Annotated in this window: 15 protein-coding genes and 4 pseudogenes; 16 read left to right on the top strand and 3 right to left on the bottom strand. The window is 71.1% G+C overall.

Going from position 1 to position 20,141, the window contains the following annotated elements; all coding sequences use genetic code 11:
• Window positions 1–61 precede the first annotated feature (61 nt).
• From AB0D85_RS40850 to AB0D85_RS40910, 13 genes and pseudogenes are all read left to right on the top strand, one after another.
• Window positions 62–1,141, top strand: coding sequence for an MBL fold metallo-hydrolase (locus AB0D85_RS40850; protein ID WP_362332360.1), 1,080 nt, complete (start codon window positions 62–64; stop codon window positions 1,139–1,141).
• Window positions 1,142–1,244: 103 nt separating this feature from the next.
• Window positions 1,245–2,054: an alpha/beta hydrolase gene (locus AB0D85_RS40855; RefSeq protein WP_362332363.1), complete on the top strand. Its 810-nt coding sequence runs from the start codon at window positions 1,245–1,247 to the stop codon at window positions 2,052–2,054.
• The gene (locus AB0D85_RS40860; protein WP_362332366.1) at window positions 2,051–2,206 is read left to right on the top strand and encodes a hypothetical protein; all 156 of its coding nucleotides are present in this window, start codon (window positions 2,051–2,053) and stop codon (window positions 2,204–2,206) included. The genes AB0D85_RS40855 and AB0D85_RS40860 overlap by 4 nt, the downstream gene beginning before the upstream one ends.
• Window positions 2,206–2,721, top strand: a pseudogene (locus AB0D85_RS40865) (SDR family NAD(P)-dependent oxidoreductase); the annotation flags it as partial. The gene AB0D85_RS40860 and the pseudogene AB0D85_RS40865, both read left to right, overlap by 1 nt.
• A 128-nt stretch (window positions 2,722–2,849) precedes the next feature.
• Window positions 2,850–2,915 (top strand): annotated as a pseudogene (locus AB0D85_RS40870) (hypothetical protein); the annotation flags it as partial.
• Between the two features lie 256 nt (window positions 2,916–3,171).
• Complete coding sequence (locus AB0D85_RS40875) at window positions 3,172–4,161, top strand: alpha/beta hydrolase (protein ID WP_362332369.1); 990 nt, start codon at window positions 3,172–3,174, stop codon at window positions 4,159–4,161.
• A 14-nt stretch (window positions 4,162–4,175) separates the two neighbouring features.
• Window positions 4,176–4,655: a cupin domain-containing protein gene (locus AB0D85_RS40880; protein ID WP_362332702.1), complete on the top strand. Its 480-nt coding sequence runs from the start codon at window positions 4,176–4,178 to the stop codon at window positions 4,653–4,655.
• A 44-nt stretch (window positions 4,656–4,699) separates the two neighbouring features.
• Complete coding sequence (locus AB0D85_RS40885) at window positions 4,700–5,566, top strand: alpha/beta hydrolase (RefSeq protein ID WP_362332372.1); 867 nt, start codon at window positions 4,700–4,702, stop codon at window positions 5,564–5,566.
• A gap of 282 nt (window positions 5,567–5,848) precedes the next feature.
• Window positions 5,849–6,094 carry a DUF1275 family protein gene (locus AB0D85_RS40890; RefSeq protein ID WP_362332375.1) on the top strand — a complete coding sequence of 82 codons (246 nt, stop codon included), beginning with the start codon at window positions 5,849–5,851 and terminating at the stop codon, window positions 6,092–6,094.
• Window positions 6,091–6,204: pseudogene (locus AB0D85_RS40895) on the top strand (hypothetical protein); the annotation flags it as partial. The gene AB0D85_RS40890 and the pseudogene AB0D85_RS40895, both read left to right, overlap by 4 nt.
• Before the next feature lie 103 nt (window positions 6,205–6,307).
• Entirely contained in the window at window positions 6,308–6,454 is a 147-nt protein-coding gene (locus AB0D85_RS40900) for a hypothetical protein (protein ID WP_362332714.1), read from the top strand.
• A gap of 98 nt (window positions 6,455–6,552) precedes the next feature.
• On the top strand, window positions 6,553–7,386 hold the full coding sequence (locus tag AB0D85_RS40905) for an alpha/beta hydrolase (protein ID WP_362332705.1): 834 nt from the start codon (window positions 6,553–6,555) through the stop codon (window positions 7,384–7,386).
• A 42-nt stretch (window positions 7,387–7,428) separates the two neighbouring features.
• Complete coding sequence (locus AB0D85_RS40910) at window positions 7,429–7,605, top strand: hypothetical protein (protein WP_362332378.1); 177 nt, start codon at window positions 7,429–7,431, stop codon at window positions 7,603–7,605.
• A gap of 82 nt (window positions 7,606–7,687) precedes the next feature.
• Here the strand turns inward: AB0D85_RS40910 and AB0D85_RS40915 are convergent, their stop codons facing one another.
• Entirely contained in the window at window positions 7,688–10,621 is a 2,934-nt protein-coding gene (locus tag AB0D85_RS40915; RefSeq protein ID WP_362332381.1) for a BTAD domain-containing putative transcriptional regulator, read from the bottom strand.
• Window positions 10,622–11,155: 534 nt separating this feature from the next.
• On the opposite strand from AB0D85_RS40915, the gene AB0D85_RS40920 reads away from it, so the two are divergent.
• From AB0D85_RS40920 to AB0D85_RS40930, 3 genes and pseudogenes are all read left to right on the top strand, one after another.
• Entirely contained in the window at window positions 11,156–14,146 is a 2,991-nt protein-coding gene (locus AB0D85_RS40920) for a BTAD domain-containing putative transcriptional regulator (protein ID WP_362332384.1), read from the top strand.
• Between the two features lie 620 nt (window positions 14,147–14,766).
• Window positions 14,767–15,429 (top strand): annotated as a pseudogene (locus tag AB0D85_RS40925) (hydrolase).
• A 613-nt stretch (window positions 15,430–16,042) separates the two neighbouring features.
• Window positions 16,043–18,811, top strand: a complete 2,769-nt coding sequence (locus AB0D85_RS40930) for an AAA family ATPase (protein WP_362332387.1) — start codon at window positions 16,043–16,045, stop codon at window positions 18,809–18,811.
• Window positions 18,812–18,846: 35 nt separating this feature from the next.
• Here the strand turns inward: AB0D85_RS40930 and AB0D85_RS40935 are convergent, their stop codons facing one another.
• Both AB0D85_RS40935 and AB0D85_RS40940 read right to left on the bottom strand, forming a co-directional pair.
• The gene (locus AB0D85_RS40935; RefSeq protein WP_362332390.1) at window positions 18,847–19,308 is read right to left on the bottom strand and encodes a DoxX family protein; all 462 of its coding nucleotides are present in this window, start codon (window positions 19,306–19,308) and stop codon (window positions 18,847–18,849) included.
• 269 nt (window positions 19,309–19,577) lie between these two features.
• The gene (locus AB0D85_RS40940; RefSeq protein WP_362332394.1) at window positions 19,578–20,009 is read right to left on the bottom strand and encodes a MarR family transcriptional regulator; all 432 of its coding nucleotides are present in this window, start codon (window positions 20,007–20,009) and stop codon (window positions 19,578–19,580) included.
• Window positions 20,010–20,141 lie beyond the last annotated feature (132 nt).

The raw sequence follows: 20,141 nt of genomic DNA on the forward strand, positions 1-20,141 counted from the left end.
CACCTCGTCCCCCGAATCCGACCCCGCGTTTTTCCCCGAACCGAAGGGCGACCAGATTCCCATGCCTTCCCAACTCCCGCCTCCGACCGGCCGTCGCCGATTCCTCAAAGGCGCTGCCGGCTCCCTCGCGGTCCCGGCCGCCGCCGCCCTCGTCGGCGCGCTCTCCGGGCCCGCCCACGCCGAAGAGGGCGGGCTGCCCGACTTCGCGCCGATCCCGGCCGCCTCGGTCGGGCCCACGCCGAACGCCGACGGCTACTACGTGGGCCGGATCGCCGGAAACCTCTACTGGGTCACGGACTCCTACTACCAGTCCATGTTCCTGACGACCACACGGGGCGTCGTCCTCGTCGACGCACCGCCGACCATCGGGCACAACCTGCTCCGCGCGATCGACGACGTCACCCGGGTCAACGGCCGGCCGGGCAAGGTCACCCACCTGGTCTACTCGCACTCGCATGCCGACCACATCGGCGCCGCCGCCCTGTTCGGAACAGATGTCGTGCGGATCTCGCATGCCGCGACGGCCGGCCTGCTGGCCCGCGCGGCGGACCCCAACCGTCCGCTGCCGACGGTCACGTTCCAGGACAAGTACCAGCTCAAGGTCGGCGGTGAAACCCTGCGCCTGGCGTACCACGGCCCCAACCACACCCCCGACAACATCTTCATCCACGCGCCCGAATACGCCACCCTGATGCTGGTCGACGTCCTGTACCCGGGCTGGGTGCCGTTCAAGAACCTCGCGGTCTCCCAGGACATCCCCGACTGGATCAGGGCCCAGGGCATCGCGATGGACTACCCGTGGCAGACGTTCGTCGGCGGCCATCTCGGGCGGCTCGGAGTCCGCGCGGACGGCGCGCTGCAGATCCAGTACATGGACGACCTGGACGCGAGCACCCGGTCCGCGATCGCCTCCGTCGACCCGGCCCCGTACTTCGCCAAGTACGGTGCGCAGGGAAACTCGTGGGCGGTCTTCAAGACCTTCCTCGACGCGGTCGCTGACGCCGCCGCCGCTCCCGTGGCCGCGAAGTACACCGGAGTCCTCGCCGCCGCCGACGTCTTCACGCGGGACAACGCGTGGACGCTGCTGGAGTCCCTGCGGATCGACGCGGGTGTCCTCGGGCCGTTCGGCGTCCACCCCTGACACCCCGCAACCACTGGGGTGCCTCCCCGGTGCGAGAGCACCGGGGTTCCCGGTTTCGTGTGCACACACCGGGCCAGGACACCCGCACAAGAGAGGCCCAGCCATGACCGTCCCGCTTCCCATGGTCTTCATCCACGGGCTCTGGCTGCACAGCACCTCCTGGCAGCCGTGGACCGACCTGTTCCGCGAGGAGGGCTACGACCCGTCCGCGCCCGGCTGGCCCGGCGACCCCGACACCGTCCAGGAGGCGCGCCAGAACCCCGAGAGCGTCGCCGGCTACGGCATCGACGACGTCGTCGAGCACTACGCGGCCCTCATCGCGGCCCTGCCCGTGCGGCCCGTCGTGATCGGCCACTCGTTCGGCGGGATGATCGCGCAGAAGCTGCTCGGCCAGGACCGCGCCGCCGCGGCGGTCGCGATCGACGCCGCACAGATCAAGGGCGTACTGCCCCTGCCGCTGTCCGTGCTGAAGGCGACGTTCCCGGTCTTCAGGAACCCGGCCAACAAACACCGGCCGGTCTCCCTGACCGCGCAGCAGTTCCGGTTCGCCTTCGGCAACGCCCTTGCGGAGGAGGAATCGGCAGCCCTGTACGAGCGCTGGACCGTCCCCGCGCCGGGCAGGCCGCTGTACGAGGCCGCCTCCGCCACCTTCAATCCCCACTCGCCGGCGAAGGTCGACACGGACAACAGCGGACGCGGCCCCCTGCTGCTCGTCTCCGGCGGCAAGGACCACACGGTGCCCGAGGCCGTCACCCGGGCCACCCTCAAGCAGTACCGGCACTCCCAGGCCGTCACCGACATCATCAGCTTTCCCGACCGCGGGCACTCCCTGACCATCGACGGCGGCTGGCGCGAGGTCGCGGACACCGTTCTCACCTGGCTGGGGCAGCAGGGTCCGGAGACCGGACGATGAACCCCCGCGCGTCCCGGACCGCCGAAGCGTGCCGGACCGCCGGAGCGTCCCGTGCCGACGCGGGCCCGGCCGCCATCGGCACCCCGTACGTCACCGGCGCCGCGCCGCACGTCGACGACGGCGACCGGCTCGCCCGGAAGGAGGCCGGCTGATGGATCTTCGACTCGACGACGCGGTCGTGGTGGTGACCGGCGCGTCCGCCGGGATCGGCGAGGCCACGGTGGGCGTGCCGGCGGCCGAGGGCGCCACCGTCGTCGCCGTGGCCCGCCACTCCAAGGGCGTCGAAGCCCTCGGCCCGCGGGTCGGCCCCCTGGCGGCCGGCCTCACCGAGCCCGGCGCGGCACGGCGTGTGGCGGCGGAGGCACTCGCCCGGCACGGGCGGCTGGACGGGCTCGTCAACAACGTCGGCGCACCGGACTCCCGCACAGGATTCCTGGGCGTGAGCGACGAGCAGTGGCAGGCCCCGTTCGAGCTCAACTTCCACTGCGCGGTGCGGATGACCCGGGCCGCGCTGCCCTCCCTGCTCCTGCGGGGCGGCTCCCTGGTCCACCTCACCGGCGAGGCGGCCAGGATGCCGGACGTGTTGATGGTGGACTACGCGGCCGCCAAAACCGCGCTGCTGTCACGGTCGAAGACACTGGCGGCCGAGTCCGGCCCGCGCGGGGTACGTTCCAACGTGGTCGCACCGGGACCGACCCGGACCCGGCTGTGGGATGCCCCGGCGGCTTCGCCGAGCAGCTCGCCGCTCAGTTCCACCTGGAACCGGAGGCGGCGATCGACCACTTCGTCCGCGAGGTGCGGCGCCTGCCGACCGCCCGGCTCGGCAGCCCCGACGACGTCGCACGGGTCGTCGCCTACCTGCTCTCCCTCCTCGCACGCCAGATCACCGGTGCCGAGTGGGTCGTCGACGGCGGCGCGCTGCGCCAGATCCGACCCGCCCCCGCGAGGACTCCCTCCTGTGATGGCCCTGCGCAGGCCGACCGGCGCCGGCTCCGTCACCGGGGTCGACTTCGTCACCGACGGCGGCCTCGCCGAATCTCCCTGACCGGCCGTCACGGCACGGCGGGCGCCGAGCACGGCCCGCCCCGCGTCCCCACACACCCCCCTGGAGAGACCAGTGAGATTCCGCCTGCCCAGATCCCGCCGCCTGGTGGCCGCGGTCTTCGCCCTGGCCGTCGGCCTCGGCTCGACCACCCTCACGGCCACGGCCTCCGACAAGCCGGCACCGCCGGCCGGCGAACGGGTGCCCGCCGGCTTCAGCGAACACAAGACCCGGGTCGCCGGGACCGGCATCGACTACGTCATCGGCGGCCACGGCCCGACCCTGGTCCTGATCCACGGCTATCCCCAGACCTGGTACGAGTGGCACGGCATCATGCCCGCACTCGCCGAGCACTACACCGTCATCGCGCCGGACCTGCCCGGTGCGGGCCGCAGCGACGCCCCGGCGTCCGGCTACGACAAGAAGACCATGGCCGCCACCCTCCACGCGCTGCTGGTCTCGCTCGGCAAGGCCCAGGACGTCAATGTCGTCGGCCACGACATCGGCACGATGGTCGCCTACGCCTACGCCGCGCAGTACCCGCACACCGTCAGCAAGCTCGTCCTCAGCGAGGCCCCGATCCCCGACCCCGGCATCTACGAGTTCCCGTCGCTGACGGCCCAGGGCCCCGGGGCATGGCACTTCGGCTTCTTCTCCCTGCAGACCGGCCTCCCCGAGAGCCTGATCCAGGGCCGCGAGCTGACCTGGACGACCGGCTTCATGCGGGGCATCGCCGTGCACAAGGACGCCCTGACCCCGCAGGACCTCCAGGTCTTCGCCACCTACCTGCGCGACCGCGCCCGCCTGGAGGCGAGCCTCGCGTGGTTCCGGACGTTCCCGCAGGACATCGCCGACAACGCGCGGTTCCAAAAGAAGCCCCTGACCATGCCGGTGCTCGCGATCGGCGCCTCCGCCAGCCTCGGCTCGTCGGTCGCGACGCAGGTACGCCGCTATGCCACCCACGTCACCCCGGCAGTCGTCCCCGACTCCGGCCACTGGATCTACGAGGAACACCCGAAAGAGATGACCGACATACTGCTGCACTTCCTGGGCAGCCACCGATGACATCAGGAGCGGAAATGACCCGGTTCTTCCCGACCTTCGGCCCGACGGCAGAACGCGAACCCTTCTGGTTCCTCGGCGGCCAGGCCCGGATTCTGCTTCCCGGCACGGCGACCGACAACCGGCTCAGCCTGATGGAGTTCACCGACCCGGCCGGCCACGCGCCCCCGCACCACGTCCACGAGGACGAGGAGGAGGTCTGGTTCGTCCTCGACGGCGAGGTGACCTTCTTCGTCGGCGACCAGCGCCACGACCTGACACCCGGACAGGTCGCATACGGGCCACGCGGGGTGCCGCACAGCTATCTGGTGCGCTCCCCCGAGGGCGCGCGGATCGCGGTGCTGTTCAGCCCGGCCTGCATCGAGGAGTACTTCAGGGCCAACGGCACCCCGGTGGCCGAGACCGGGGACCTGCCACCGGAATTCGATCTCGCGGCGGTCGTGGCCTCCGCCGAGGCATTCCATCTGCGTGTCACCGGACCGCCGCCGTCCCTGTGAGCCGGACCCGCCCCGAAAGAGCAGAAAAGACGAGGAGAGCAGTCATGGCAGGCACCGAACCCGCCCGGTTCCGCGAAGGCGGACGACACCGCAGAAAGCTCATGCTCTCGGCGATGGTAGCCGGGACACTACTCGCCGTCCCGGCGCTGTCCGCCGCCACCCCCGCCGCGAACACCGCAGACGCCGCGCCGGCGTCCGCCACACCGAGCACACCGAAGCCGACCGTGGTGCTGGTCCACGGCGCGTTCGCGGACTCGTCGAGCTGGGACGCGGTGATATCGCGGCTCGAGCGCCAGGGATACCCCGTGATCGGCGTCGCGAACCCGCTCCGCGGCCTGGCCGGCGACTCGGCCTACGTGTCCAGTGTCCTGGACACCATCCCCGGGCCGGTCATCCTCGCCGGCCATTCCTACGGCGGCGCCGTCATCACCGACGCCGCCACGGGCCACGCCAACGTCAAGGCCCTGGTCTACATCGCCGCGTTCGCCCCCGACCAGGGAGAGACCGGCCTGTCGATCCTCGGGCGCTACCCCGGCAGCCAACTTCCGCCGGCGCTGACGGTCCGGGCGTTCCCCGGCGGGCAGGACGCCTACGTCGACCCCGCCGATTTCCGGCAGGTCTTCGCCGCCGACGTGCCGGCCGGCAAGGCGCGCCTCATGGCGGCCGGGCAACGGCCAGTGGCGCTGGCCGCGCTCGCGGAACCCAGCAGCACCCCGGCCTGGAAGACCATCCCCTCCTGGTTCCTGGTCGCCGGCGCCGACCACGCCATCCCGCCGGCTGCCGAGGAGGCCATGGCGCTCCGTGCCGGCTCTCACACCAAGGTGCTCGACGACGCCTCGCACGCGGTCCTCGTGTCCCATCCCGACGCCACCACGCACGTCATCGAAGCCGCCGCCCGCGCCACCTCCTGACCCGGCGCCATCCGCCAGCAGGTGTGGCCTCAGCTGACCGATGCCCTCGACCAGGGCGAACAGCCGTGACCTGGGCCCCCTCAGACCGAGTCGGCCGAAGACCCACCGGCAGAAGGCCCGAGCATCACCCGTGGCGGCTCACCCCTGTCCGCGATGCCCCCGCGGGGCCACTTCGCCCACACCGTGCAACCGGTCTGCGAAAGGAACGAGCATGCCAGCCCTGCCCGACCCGGTCCGTGCGGATCCCCGCACCCGGCACTCCACCGAGCGGCAGCGACCGAGATGACCGGCTCCCGCGGCCACGGCCCGCTGCCGGACCTGCTCCTCACCCTGACCGTCGGGACCGGCCTGGTAGACACCGTCAGCTATCTGACGCTGAGCCACGTCTTCGTCGCGAACATGACGAGCAACGCCGTCTTCTTCGGATTCGCGGTCGTCGGAGCCGGCGACGTCTCCTGGAACAGGACCCCACTGGCGGCCGGCTGCTGGCCGCCACGTGCGGGGCCCAGTGCGTGCCGGTCGCCGTGACGGCCGGTCTGGCCTCATTCGCCGATCCGGCGCGGCGCGGCACACAGCTGGCCATGGTCGCACTGCTGGCCGTCGCGATGGGCGCGCAGAACGCCGTGGTCCGCCGACTGGCGGTCCCCGACCTGACCACGACGGTTCTCACCCTGACGGCCGCGGGACTGTTCGCGGACCGAACCTCGAACGGGGTGCGGCTGCGGCGCGTCGATCCTGTCGATGGTGACGGGGGCGCTGGCCGGCGGTCTGCTGCTGCGCCATGGCCAGATGGCGGCTCCGTTGTGGGCCGCCGCAGCCGTTCACGCGGTGTGCGCGGTGACCGCCGACCGGATGCGACGGCGCGATACCGCCGAGAGCTGGGCCTGACCGGGCTGCGACCGCTTTCTCCCACTGCCGGGCCCGCCTCACCCGCCCGGGCCCCGTCACCGCGCACCGATCCACCAAGTTCACGAAGGGAAACCGACATGCCGCACATCACCGTCGGCCAGGAGAACTCCGCCGACATCGAGCTGTACTACGAGGACCACGGGAGCGGGCAGCCCGTCGTGCTGATCCACGGCTACCCGCTGGACGGCCACTCCTGGGAGAAGCAGCTCCCGGCCCTGCTCGACGCAGGCCACCGGGTCATCACCTACGACCGGCGCGGCTTCGGCCGGTCGTCGCAGCCGACCACGGGCTACGACTACGACACCTTCGCAGCCGACCTCGACGCGGTGCTGACCGAGCTGGACCTCACCGACGCGGTACTCGTCGGGTTCTCCATGGGCACCGGGGAAGTCGGCCGCTACCTGGGCACGTACGGCTCGCAGCGCGTCGCCAAGGCCGCCTTCCTGGCTTCCCTCGAACCCTTCCTGGTCAAGACCGACGACAACCCGGGCGGCGTCGACCAGTCCGTGTTCGACGCCATCCTGGAGGCGGTCACGAAGGACCGCTACGCCTACTTCACCGGCTTCTACGAGTCCTTCTACAACCTCGACGAGACGCTCGGCAGCCGGATCAGCGAAGAGGCCGTGCGCGCGAGCTGGAACGTGGCGGCGGGCGCGTCGGCGTACGCGTCGGTGGCCTGCGTGCCCACCTGGATCACCGACTTCCGCGCGGACGTCGCCAGGATCGACGTACCGACGCTGATCCTGCACGGCACGGCCGACCGGATCCTGCCCGTCGACGCCACCGGGCGGCCCTTCCACGCGCTGCTGCCCTCGGCCGAGTACGTCGAGATCGAGGGCGCCCCGCACGGTCTGCTGTGGACGCACGCCGAGGAGGTGAACGCCGCGTTGCTGGCCTTCCTGGCCAAGTAGCCGCCCGGCTCCGCGACCACCGAGGGCCCGGACCGCGATACGGTGCGGGCCCTCGGGCCCGCAGACCGGCGCGGCCTGCTCCAGCGGGCAGCCGCGGGCGCGGTACGGGCGTCGGCGCAGCTGTGCTGCGACGCCTCCCTGCTGCCCTGGCCGGCGCGGATGGTGCGCCGCATGATGCCCACGGCCTCGGACAGCTCCACGGCAGAGGCGCCCTCGTGACTCCCGACAGGTACAACGGGACCAAGTAGGAAACGACCGCTCAACGTCGGACGCGATCAATACGGGAGGGGGTCAGCCGTCGCTACGGAGCGTTTCGGGTGCCGTCGGGGCGCCGGAGCTTGTCGCGTACGTGTTCGGCATCCGGGTGCTCGATGGTCTCAAGGATCTCCAGCGCCTGCCGCCAGGCACCCGCCGCCCGTTCCTGGGAGCCGTCGGCCTCCCACGCGTCACCGATGTGGACGAGAGTGTCCGCTTCGAGGTAGTCGTCGTGGATCTCGCGGTATGCCGTCAACGCGTGTTCGTAGCAGGTGAGGGCCCGCTGATACCGGCCGAGGTGGTGGTGGGCGTAGCCGAGGCTGTCCCAGGCGGCGGCCTCCCCGTTGCGGTCGCCGAGTTGCTGGTTCATGGTGATCGCCCGTTGGCAGTCGGCCAGGGCTTCCTCGTACGCGCCGAGCAGAATGCGGGTCCACCCGACCTCGTTGAAGATGCCTGCCTGTCCGCTGCGATGACCGGCCGCGTCGTACAGCGCGTGCGCCTCGCGGTAGTGGTCGAGTGCCTCGCGGTGCCGGCCTTGGCGGTTGGCCTGGAAGGCCAGGTAGCGGTGGACGCGCCCCTGGCCGGACGCGTCGCCGATGGCGGCGAACAGTCGCAGCGCGGTGGACAGGTGCTCGTGTGCCTCGGCGGGGCGCTCCAGGCGCCCGTTCACGAAGCCCAGGGCCCGGTGCGCGTGTGCGCGTCCCGAGGGGTCGTCCAGTTCCTCGGCCGCGTGCAACGCCGCTTCCTGAACGACTAGTTGGTCCTGCCACCGGCCGTGCCGGTCGAGGAAGAGTTCCAGTGTCGCGGCGAGCTGCCAGCAGTGGGCACCCAAGCCGGACCGGGCCGCCTCCTGCACGGCTGCGAGGAGGACCGGACGCTCCGCGTTCAGCCAACTTGACGCCTTTTCCTCGCTTTTGAACGCTACCGGAGCGGCCGCGGTGGCGACCTGCGGTGACAGGGTGATCCGTTCCCGGTGGGGTGCGAGCAGGCTGTCGGCCCGGTGAGCGGTGTGCAGGAGGTGGTCGAGCAGCCGGTGCCGTGCGGCGTCCCGCTCCTCGGGAGTGTCGTGTGACTCCGCCAGTTCCGCGGCGTAGATCCGCAGCAGTTCATGTGAACCGTAGCGGCCCGGGGACCGCTGGGTGAGCAGATGCGCGCCGACCAGTTCGGCGAGCAGAGGGCGTACGTCCCTGGGAGGCAGGCACAGCAGAACGGCCGCGGTCGCGGTGGACGCGTCGGGGCCGGGATGGAGCGCCAGGAGGCGGAACAGTCTCGCCGCACCTGGTGCGAGAGCGTCGTAGGACCACGAGAACGCCGTACGGGGGTCGGTGACGGGATCATCGTGGGTGAAGGCGGTGAGGCTGCCGCGGGTCTCTCGCAGGTCCTCGGCGATGGACGAGAGGCTCCGGCCCGGAAGGACCGCGGCACGGGCACTGACGATGGCCAGTGTCAACGGCAGGGAGCCACACAGTGCGACGATCTCGTCAGCGGCCGTCGGCTCCTCGGTGACCCGCTTCGTGCCGAGTCGCCTCATGAGGAACTCCCTGGACTCCGCGGCCGTCAGCAGGTCGAGCGAGAGGGGATGGGCGCCGTCCGTGACGACCAGTCCGTGCAGGTGGTTGCGGCTCGTGACGACGATCAGGCATCCGGCGGAGCCCGGCAGGAGCGGGCGGACCTGTTCCGTGTCGCGCGCATTGTCCAACAGCACCAGGACGCGGTGACCGGCCAGCAGAGTCCGGTAGAGGGCGGCCTGGGCATCAAGGCCGGCCGGTATGCGGTGCGCGGGGACGCCCAGGGCATCGAGAAAGCCGCGGATCACCTCCACGGGATCCGCGATCGAACCCGACGGGTCGAAGCCGCGCAGGTCGGCATACAGCTGGCCGTCGGGAAAACGGTCGGCGACCTGGTGGGCCCAGTGCACCGCCAGGCTGGTCTTGCCAACCCCCGCCATACCGCCGATGGCACTGATCACCACAGTGTTCGGCCGATCGTCCGACGGCGACAAGAGTGCGTGCACCCGCCCCAGTTCGGCGCGGCGGCCGGTGAACATGCCCAGATCGGGAGGCAGTTGCGCGGGGCGGACCCGTGTCGCACCGTCCGCCGGACCCGCCCTCCCGGCGGAAGCCTCCGGCACGGAGACGCCGATGTACGGCAGTTGAGGGGTGCTGTGCTCGGCACCGCTCTGAGCACTGCTCCCGGTCTCCGGTCGGCCCGCTGGCGCGGAGGCAACGCTGCGCGGCAACTGCTGTTCGGCGGCCCGGAGTTCCGGGCCCGGGTCCAGACCCAGCTCATCGACGAGTCGCGTACTGACGTCCCGGTAGGCGTTCCGCGCCTCGGCCCGGTGTCCGGTCACCGCGAGCGCTGTGACGAGACTCGCGTGGAGCACCTCGTCCAAGGGGTGGGCTACGGCCGTCTGCCTGAGGACAGGCAGCATCTGCCCGGCGAGTGCCGGTCCGGCTTCGAGGGCCACCGCGGCGGCTTCCTTCACCGCAGCCGGATACTCCCGGTCCACCGACGCGAAAGCGGGGTGCGCGCGCACTTCCGGCGCGATCCCTGACGCCGTGGGGCCGTGCCACAGGGCGAGTGCCTCGATCAGTGATGCTGCGGCTCGGGCAGGGTCGCCCAGATCCCGGGCCGCACGCGCCTCGTCGCGCAGGGCACGGAACCGCTGGAGGTCGAGCTCCCCCGCACCGAGCACCAGGCGGTAGCCGCCGGAGCCACGTACGAGTCGGCTCGACCTGGTCTGTCCCGACGGATCCGTGTCCAACAGCCTTCGCAGAGCCCCGACATGACGGTGCACCACATTGACCGAGCCGACCGGTGCGTTCTCGCCCCAGAGCACATCGACGATCTCGTGGACCGGGACGGGCTCCCCCGCCCGCGCCAGGAGCAGAGCCAGCAGGGCTCGTCGCTTGGGCGGCCCCGGATTCAGCTCCGTTTCGCCTCGCCAGGCTCTGACTGGCCCCAGAACTCTGAAACGCACGGCTCGGATTCTATGACGCCGACCATTGACACGGACCGACCTTGATCATTTCCGGCCTTGGTCATTCCCCGCCCTGCGATCCTGTCGCCGGACCCCTCCGCCGCACCGAGCGGAATCGAGCATCGGTGCCCGGTACGGCTTCGACGCGATGTCGACGCACTGGCGGCGTGCCCGCGCAGCCGTATACGCGCGCCCAAACCGCCCGCGCCCCCCGGCCTCGACATCGCACGAGCTGCCGTTGCCCTGCGGGCCGGGGTACTGTGAGCTGGGGAAAGGTCCCTGACGACACAGCCGGAACGCGCATCGGCCGCAGGCGGTGAGGGTGGGTCGGGGCCTCGGGATGGGGAGATTCATGACCATGGTGCGCCACGCGTTCAGCCGGGCAAGGGCGTGTCCGGCCTCCGGCTCGCGCTTCGCCGGGCATCGTGCTCGGCCGACGGCCATATGACGCACGCGGCCGACACGCAGAGACTGTCAGCCAGAGCCACGACCGGTCTTTCGGGCACGCGGGAGCGCCGGCGCCCGGGGGAGACGGTGCACTTCGCCGTGCTGGGTCCGGTACGCGCCTGGCGGGCCGATGTCGAGCTGCGTCTGGGGCCCCCGCAGCAGCAGGCGTTCGCGGCGTTGCTGCTGGCGAGCGCCGACCGGCCCGTCACCATCGCGGAAGTCGTCGACACGCTGTGGGGGCAGGATCCGCCGCCGAGCGCGGTCAATGTCGTACGCCGCTATGCGGGGGCCCTGCGCCGCGTGCTGGAGCCTGGGCTGCCCCGGATGGCGGCCGGGAGATGGCTGCTCCGAGAGGGCGGCGGATACCGGCTGGACGTTGACGTCTCCGCACTTGACCTGCTGCGCTTCCGTGACCTGCGCACCCAGGCGCGTGCGGCCGACCAGGCGGACGATCCCGCGTATGCCCTCGAGTTGTATGCGCAGGCCCTGGCGCTGTGGCGAGGTCACGCGGCGGCCGGGATACCGGTTCAGGCCCGTAGCCACCCCGTGTTCGCGGGACTCGACGGCGAGCGTCTGGCCACGGTCAAGGAGGCTGCCGACGCGGCCCTGCGCTGCGGCCGCGCGGAACCGGTGCTGGCTCAACTGCAGGGCCTGGCGGACGGCCATCCTCTTGACGAACCGCTGCACAGCCGGCTGATCCGGGCGCTGGCGCTGACGGGTCAGCAGGCCCAAGCTCTGGAGACATATCAGAAAATCCGGGTGCTATTGGCCGAGGAGCTGGGTGTCGAGCCCTCCTCCGAGTTGCTGGCCGCCCACCGCGAAGTGCTGAGTGCGCGGTCCGCACCCACTCCCCCGGCGCCCCTCGCGGCCTTGGACAGTGATGGCTCAACCGGCCGGGCCGCTGCTCCCGGGACGGCCTCCCCGGCTCGTGACGACCTGCTCGTGCCGCTGCCCCGGCCTGCCCAACTGCCGGCCGCCTACGAACACTTCGTGGGCCGCGAGGCCGAGATCGACCACATGCTGCGCCGCCTTCCGGTCGCCCCTGACCACGATGGACCCGGGACCACGATGGTGATCAACGCGATCGGCGGCATGGCCGGAGTGGGCAAGACCACCTTGGCCGTGCAAGTGGCCCATCGCGTGACGGACCGGTTCCCGGACGGCCAGCTCTACGTCAATCTGCGGGGATTCGATCTCCACGGCGCGGCCATGGACCCGGCTGAAGCCGTACGCGGTTTCCTTGAGGCCCTGGGGGTCGGTCGCAAGCAGATGCCCGACGGCCTGGAGGCCCAGGCAGCTCTGTATCGAAGCCTCCTCGCGGACCGACGCGTCCTGGTCCTGCTGGACAACGCGCGCGACGCCGGCCAAGTACGTCCGCTGCTGCCCGGCGCCGCCGGCTGCCTGGTCCTGATCACCAGTCGCAATCAACTGACGAGCCTGGTGGTCGCCGGTGGCGCGCACCCCCTCACTCTGGACCTGCTCTCCGCGAAGGACGCCAGGCAGTCACTCGTAGGACGCCTCGGGGCCGACCGGGTGGCCGCCGAACCTGCTGCCGTCGACACGATCATCTCCCTCTGCGGCGGGCTGCCACTGGCGCTGTCCATCATCGCGGCCCGCGCGCTGATGAACCCGACGTTCCCCCTGTCCGGCATCGCGGCGGAACTCATGGAGGCGAACGGAAGCCTCGACGCCTTCGACGGCCTCGACGCGACGACAGATGTACGGACGGTGTTCGGCTGGTCGTACCACACTCTGACCGGCGAAGCGGCCCGGCTGTTCCGGCTCCTGTCCCTGCATCCCGGGCCGGACATCGGGACACACGCGGCCGGCGCACTCGCGGACCGCCCACCCGCCCGGATCCGTTCCCTGCTGGCCGAACTGACGCGCACGCACCTCCTCACCGAGGAGGACCCGGGCCGATACCGCTTCCATGACCTCCTGCGCGCGTATGCGAACGAACTCTCCCGTGCCGAGGACGGCGACGGGGACCACGAGGAGGAACGGCGCGGCGCGATGTGCCGCGTGCTGGATCACTATCTGCTCACCGCGCATGCCAGCGCATCCCTTCTCGATCCGGCGGGTGTCTTCCCCTCGCCGACGCCGTCGCCGGAGGCAACGGGGATCCCGGTGGCCCTGGAGGACGCCGAGTCCGCCCTCAGCTGGTTCAGCAGGGAGCGGCTCGTCCTGCTGGAAGTGGCGCGGCAGTCGGTGGACGACGGGCTCGGCGGCCACGCCTGGCAACTGGCGCGGCTGCTGGACCCGGTGCACGAACGATTCGGGCACTGGCACGACTGGGCGGACCTCCAGCGCATCGCTCTCGCCGCGGCCCAGCAGCTCGCCGACCCCGTCGGAGTCGCGCATGCCCACGGTGGCCTCGGACGCGCCTGTTCACTGCTCCGCCGCTACCCCGAGGCCGAAGACCACCTGCACCACGCCCTGTCCCTGTTCGAGGCCTTGGGCGACGATCTCGGCCAAGCGCACACACGACGCGCTCTCGGCTGGGTGATGACCCGCACCGAGAGGCACGTCGAGGCGATACGGCAAACCCGGCACGCCCTGGACCTGTACCGCATCGCCGGACACCTGAGCGGGCAGGCGGACGCGATGAACGCGATCGCCTGGTACGAAGCGGTACTCGGCGACTACGGCAAGGCCATGACCAATGCCCTGCGGTCGCTTTCCCTGTACCGACAGATGAGTGACCAAGGCGGCCCGCACGAGGCCAACGCCTGGGACACCCTTGCCTACGCCCACCACCATCTGGGCAACTTCAGGCGGGCGCAGGCCTGTTACCTGCGAGCCATCGGCATGCTCCGCAAGAACGGCGACCGTTACAACGAGGCCGGCAGTCTCGCCCGGCTCGGTGACACCTACGCGGCGACCGGCGACGACGCGGCCGCTCGTGCGGTGTGGGCGCAGGCGGCGGACATCCTCGCGGAGATCGACCCCCCGTGGGCGGCCGAGGTGAGGGCGAAGCTTCAGACCTCGGCCTTCTCCGACAACGGCGTACCGGGTGTGACGTCGCACTCCGGTGACGTGCTGAGGGTCGGCGGCACATCGGCTGCCATGACCGAGTGATCGACGGCCTTTTCGGCGCTCCGGTTTGCTGCCCGGCACCACCGCGTGATCGGACAGCCCCTGGCCGCGAGGTGCCCCACGCAGGCGGTTGTGAACCTGCATCCGACCCACGTGCCGAACGGGACGCGTTCGTCGACGACGGATCGGGGTCACACGAGGTGCGGCAGCGGGCATCGCTGGTGGTACGACTTCCTGTCGAGCGGCGGGAGACTGCGGAACGCGTCAGGTGAACGCACGCTGTCGGGATCGATCCCATGGTCGGCCGGAAAGGCGCCGTGGGCAGGCACTGTGGGTGGGCACCGTCGCGGCCACCTGTTGAAAGAGTCCCAAGGAGGACACGGTCGCTTTGTGCCGTCGAGACCGGGAGCGATGATCAAGCCGGTCGCCGAGGACAGCAAGTTCAGCACCGAGACGCTGCGGAACTGGATCCGGGCCGACGACGGACGGGCTCCCGGACGGCACTCCGCGAGCGCGTAGTCGACGTCGGTCACCTTTCTGGCAGCGAATGTCCACAAGGTTCTCTCTACTGTCGACAGCGTGCCGCCCGCTTCCCGCCTCCTCGATGCGCGGCCCGGCGGCTCGGGAACACGACACTCCCTCACGGCAGACAGGACTCCACCATGTTCGACATCTCCGCGGTCGCCGCCCTGCCCAGCCCCGGCCTGCTCACCCCGGACAACTGCGCGGTGTTGTTCGTGGACCACCAGCCGCAGATGTTCTTCGCCGCGTCCAGCGGCGAGCGGGGCGAGATCATCAACGCGACCGTCGGTCTCGCGCAGTCGGCCAAGGTGTTCGATGTGCCGGTGGTGCTGAGCACCGTGGCCGAAAAGCAGTTCTCGGGCGCGATGATCCCGCAGCTCAAGGCCGTTTTCCCGGATCAGCAGATCATCGACCGCAGCACGATGAACGCCTGGGAGGACCCCGCGTTCGTGGAAGCCATCAAGGCCACGGGGCGTACCAAGCTCGTCATCGCGGGACTGTGGACGGAGGTGTGCCTCGTGCTGCCCGTGCTGTCCGCGCTGTCCCAGGGATACGAGGTGTACGTCGTCGCCGACGCGTCGGGCGGAGTGAGCCCGCAGGCCCACGAACACGGCATGCAGCGCATGGTCCAGGGCGGAGCCGTTCCGATGACCTGACTCCAGGTCCTGCTGGAGCTCCAGCGTGACTGGCTCCGTACCGAGACCTACGGTGCCGTCATCGAGGTGGTGAAGGAGCACGCCGGCACTTATGGCCTCGGCGCGGTCTATGCCGAGTCCGTCATCGGCTCCCACACCGCCGGCTGACCGACGGGCAGGGTACGCGGACAGGGGTCAGGACGCCGTCGGCGCGCCCAGCGCTTCGTGGGAGCCGTACCGAGGCCATGTGGGCGGATCGGGTCAGCCAGCGAGCGACCGGGCGGAGGCCGCCTCGCAGACGGGAGGCGGCCTCGGGATCCGGCTCGCTGGACGGCACTTCGGAGGTTCAGGAGAGTCGTCCGCCGTGGCGGGGTCGTCGGTCGTCGGTCGTCGAGGACGGCTTCGTTGCTGTTCTCGACGTGGCGCCCGTCCATTCCCTTCCCGCGTCGAGTGGCGCCCCAGCCAGGAGCACGGAGATCGCGGCGCCTTGCCGGGCATCCGCTGCACGGTCGAAGTGTCTGGCAGCCGGGGCAAGTCGGGCCATCCGGGGCGACACGGTCAGCCCAGGAATAGGTGTTCGGCACTGTCCGAACACGGAGCGCACCGCGCTTGTGCGCAGACCGGCCACCCGGGCCGGAGATTCGCCATGAGGGACACCGACCAGCCGCATCGCATCGCCTCGGTGGTCAGCGATGTGCGCTGACCACGTCTTGTGACGCTCGCTCGGCCTGTTACGGCGCCTGCCTCTGAACTGAGTCGAGCATCGGGAAAGGAGGATCTCATGTCATGGTCCGGCGCTCACCGTGCGGCCGGGCCGCCGATGGTCGGCCGGCGCGCGGAGCGTGAGGCGATCGGAAGGCTGCTCGGATCGGTCCGTGACGGCTTCGGCGGGGTCCTGGTGCTCACCGGCGACGCGGGAGTCGGCAAATCCCGGCTTCTGGAATACGCCGCCCAGTCCGCCCAGGATCTGACAGTCGTCAGGCTGGTCGGCGTGGAGGCCGAGACACGGCTCGGCTACGGCGCCCTGCACCGGCTCCTGCGGCCCCACCTCGGCCGGCTGCCGGCTCTGCCGCAGGGCCAGCGTGACGCCCTGAGCGCCGCGTTCGGGCTGACCGATGCCTCGCCGTCCGACCGTCATCTGGTCGGGCTGGCCGCGCTGACACTGCTCTCGGACACGGCCGCGGCTTCGCCGATGCTCTGCCTGGTCGACGACGTGCAGTGGCTGGACCGCGAGTCGGCGGAGACCCTGGCGTTCGTGGGCCGGCGCCTGTACGCGGACTGCCTCGGGCTGCTGTTCGCCGGCCGTGACGGGACCGGCGACCACGACGTCTTCGGCGCCCTGCCCGGGCTGCGGCTGGAGGGACTCGCGGACGTGGAGGCCAGGGCCCTGCTGACCGCCGGCGTGACGGGACACCTGGACCAGGCGGTCGCCGGGCAGCTCGTGGCCGGCACCGGGGGCAACCCGCTCGCGCTCCTGGAACTGGCGGTGAACCTGGACCCGGAACAGCTGGCCGGGGTCACCCCGCTGCCCGAGCCGCTGCCGGTGAACCGGCAGCTGGAAGAGCATTTCCGGCAGGCCGCGGCGCTGCTGCCCGCCGACACCCAGACCCTGCTGCTGCTCATGGCCACGACACCGACGGACGACCAGGCCGCGCTGTGGCGCGCCGCCGGCGCCCTGGGGCTGTCCGTCCGGTCTGCCACGCCCGCGGTCGCCGCGGGGATACTGAAGCGTGGGACCGTCGTCGAGTTCCGCCATCCGCTGATCCGGTCGGCGGTCCACTCGGCGGCGTCCGCCGAGAAGCGACGCACTGTCCAGGCGGCACTCGCCGCCACGTGCGCCCCCGAGCGCCGGGCCTGGCATCTGGCCGAGGCGACCGACGGTCCGGACGACGGCGTGGCCGCTGAACTCGAAGCCGCCTCCGAACTGGCCCAGGCGCGGGGCGGATACTCCGAACAGGCCCTCGTCCTCACCCGGGCGGCGGAGATGACCACGCATCCGGGCAAGCGGGCCGAGCGGTATCTCGCCGCGGCGGCGGCACACCTCACCTCCGGCAATCTGCCGACGGTCCAAGCGCTGCTCGAACTCGCCACTCCCGACCTGACCGGGCCGGTCGCCCGGGCCCGCGCGATACGGTTACGGGCGAGCGTCGAGATATTCTGCGGTCGCCCCCGCGAGCTGCCCGCGATGCTGCTGGACGCGGTGGCCGACCTCGGCACCACCGATCCCGTGGCGAGCTGGGACCTGCTGCGCGAGGCGACGTACGCCGCGATCGTCGGCGGCCGGATGATCACGGGGACGACACCCCGCGAGGTCGCCAAGGCCACCATCCACGCCTGGCGCGAAACGGCATCGCCGGCCTGGAGCCCCGATCCGCTCATGGCGGCGCTGGCGCGCTCGCTCGCCTACGGCTACGCCGTGGGAGCCCCGGCCCTGGCCGCGTCCCTGGCCCGGCTGCGCACCGCCGACGACCTCCAGGAGCAGAATGCGTTCAGCGTCATGGTCAGCATCGCGGCCGACGAGTTGTGGGACATCGAAGCCAAGCGGGAGATCCTCGGGAAGCTGGTGACGGCGGACCGCCGTCGGGGAGCGCTCCACGGGCTCAGCATCGCGTTGAACGCCCTCGCCACCGTGGAGATCTGGGACGGCCGGTTCGCCGCCGCCGAGAGCTGCTACAGCGAGTCGGACGACTACATGACCGCGACCGGATTCCGTGCGTCGGGAGACTTCAACAAGGCACTGCTGTATGCCTGGACCGGTCAGGAAGCCGAGCTGCGGGCCGCGGTCGCGACGATGAACGCGCTGGCCGAGAACCTGGGCGCCGGACTGACGTACCCGTGGATCGGCCAGGCCCTGAGCGTCTTCGAGATCGGTCGCGGGCGTTATCGGGAGGCGCTGGACGCCCTGCTCGCCGTGTTCACGGACCACCCGTTGGTCCTCGGCGACGTCAACCTCGCCGGAATGGTCGAGGCCGGGCTTCGGGCCGGCGACCGGAAGGCCGCCGCCATCGCCATGGAGCGCATGGAGGAGCGCGCTCCTGTGGCCGGAACCCCATGGGCGTTGGGGCTGCTCGCCCGCTGCCGGGCCCTGATGACCGACGACGACGGAGCCGAGCAGCTGTACCAGGAATCGGTCGCGCAGCTCGAAAAGGTCCCGGTGGCCGTGGAACTGGCCTGGTCGCGCCTGCTGTTCGGCGAGTGGCTGCGCAGGCGCAGGCGGCGTGCCGACGCCAGGGTCCAGCTGCGGGCCGCGTACGAGTCCTTCGCGTCCTGGGGAGCCGCGCCGTTCGCCGAGCGGGCGAGGGTGGAGCTGCTGGCCACCGGAGAGACGGCACGCAAACGAACGGTCGACACCCAGTTCGACCTCACCCCGCAGGAACGTCATGTGGCGACACTGGCCGCGTCGGGGCTGACCAACCCGGACATCGCCACCCAGTTGTTCGTCACCACCTCGACCATCGAGTTCCATCTGAGCAGAGTGTTCCGCAAGCTCGGCATCACCTCGCGCAAACAGATCGGGAACAGGCTGAGCGACACCGCTTGCGGCGATTGACGGCGGGACGCGCCGGCCGACGTGCTCCGCCCGACTCAGTCGGGTCGCACGGCTCGGCCAGGCTCCTCCGTGGCGGTCGTCGCCGAACAGTACCCGGACGCCGCCCCGATGGCGATCGCGCCCACCGCGACCGCCATCAGCCACGTCCGATGGCCGAGCACACGGTCCACCGACCATGCTCCGGGCCCGGTGAGGGCGAGGGTCGCCGAGGCGATCACGAGATGGCCGGGGAACTCGTAGCCGTTGCGCTGCGACCACAGCCAGTTACCCCACTTCGCGGTCACCGCCACCGTCATCACACCGATCCCTGTCACGGACGCGAGCGGGGTGAGCGCGCCGAGCTCGAACAGCAGGCCACCGACGACCTGGCCGCCGCCCGCGGCCAGCGCCATGAGCACACCGCCGCGGAACCCGTCGTCACGGAACCCCTGGAAGCCACCCGCCAGCCCTCCACCGCCCAGGTGGTAGCTCACCACGCCGACGTCCTGCTCTCCCACGACGCGTCACGACACTCCGTCACCGCCGAAAGTGAGACAGGGCCGTTGAATTGACAAACCCGCGCCACGAGGTGCTGCAGCCCCGCCGCCCGAGCCCAGGGCCATGGGCACCGTGCCCTGGGCGTGGTTGGTGGCGATCACCGTGTCGGCGTACGCGGTGCCCGTGCATGTCCTGTCATGCGCCGCGACGTTGAATCGAGAGGTTTTCGCAAGGGCTGTGGACGCCGATTCCTTCGGATGTCTCGAAGGACTTCCGGACGGGATGTCGGTCAGTCCGTGGCCTTGCGGATCCGGGCCAGCAGGGCGCGCAACCGGTCACGGTCCTCGGCATCCAGGCCGGCCGTCGCCTCGGCGAGGGCGTCGCGGTCCACCGCCTCCGCCTCGCGGTGGCACTCCACGCCCCGGTCCGTGAGCCGGAGCAGGAAGGCGCGGCGGTCATGCGGATGGCGGACGCGCTCGACCAGGCCGTCGCGCTCCAGGCTGTCGACGATGCTGGTCGTGGTCCGTGCCGAGACACCGGTCAGGTCGCTCAGGTCGCGCATCCGCAGCGGCTCCTCGGCGTGCGCCAGCATCCGCATCGCGCGCAGCCGGGCGACCGACGCGCCCCCGGTGCGCAGCCGCGCCTCCACGAACCGACGCAGTTGGTGTGTCGTCTCATACAGCTCGTCCACCAGGATGTCGCTGCTGCCCTGCACCGCCATGACCGCTCCCCGTCGAACCGTTCCCCGGCCCGGGAAGATCGTCGTCCGGTCCGGCTGAAAACCCGATTCTATGAGCAGTCACATACTGAGTATGCTCAGCATGTGCTGTCGTCCCCTCGCCGCCTCCGGCTG

It is taken from the genome of Streptomyces sp. NPDC048277 (assembly GCF_040652235.1).
Lineage (GTDB): Bacteria > Actinomycetota > Actinomycetes > Streptomycetales > Streptomycetaceae > Streptomyces.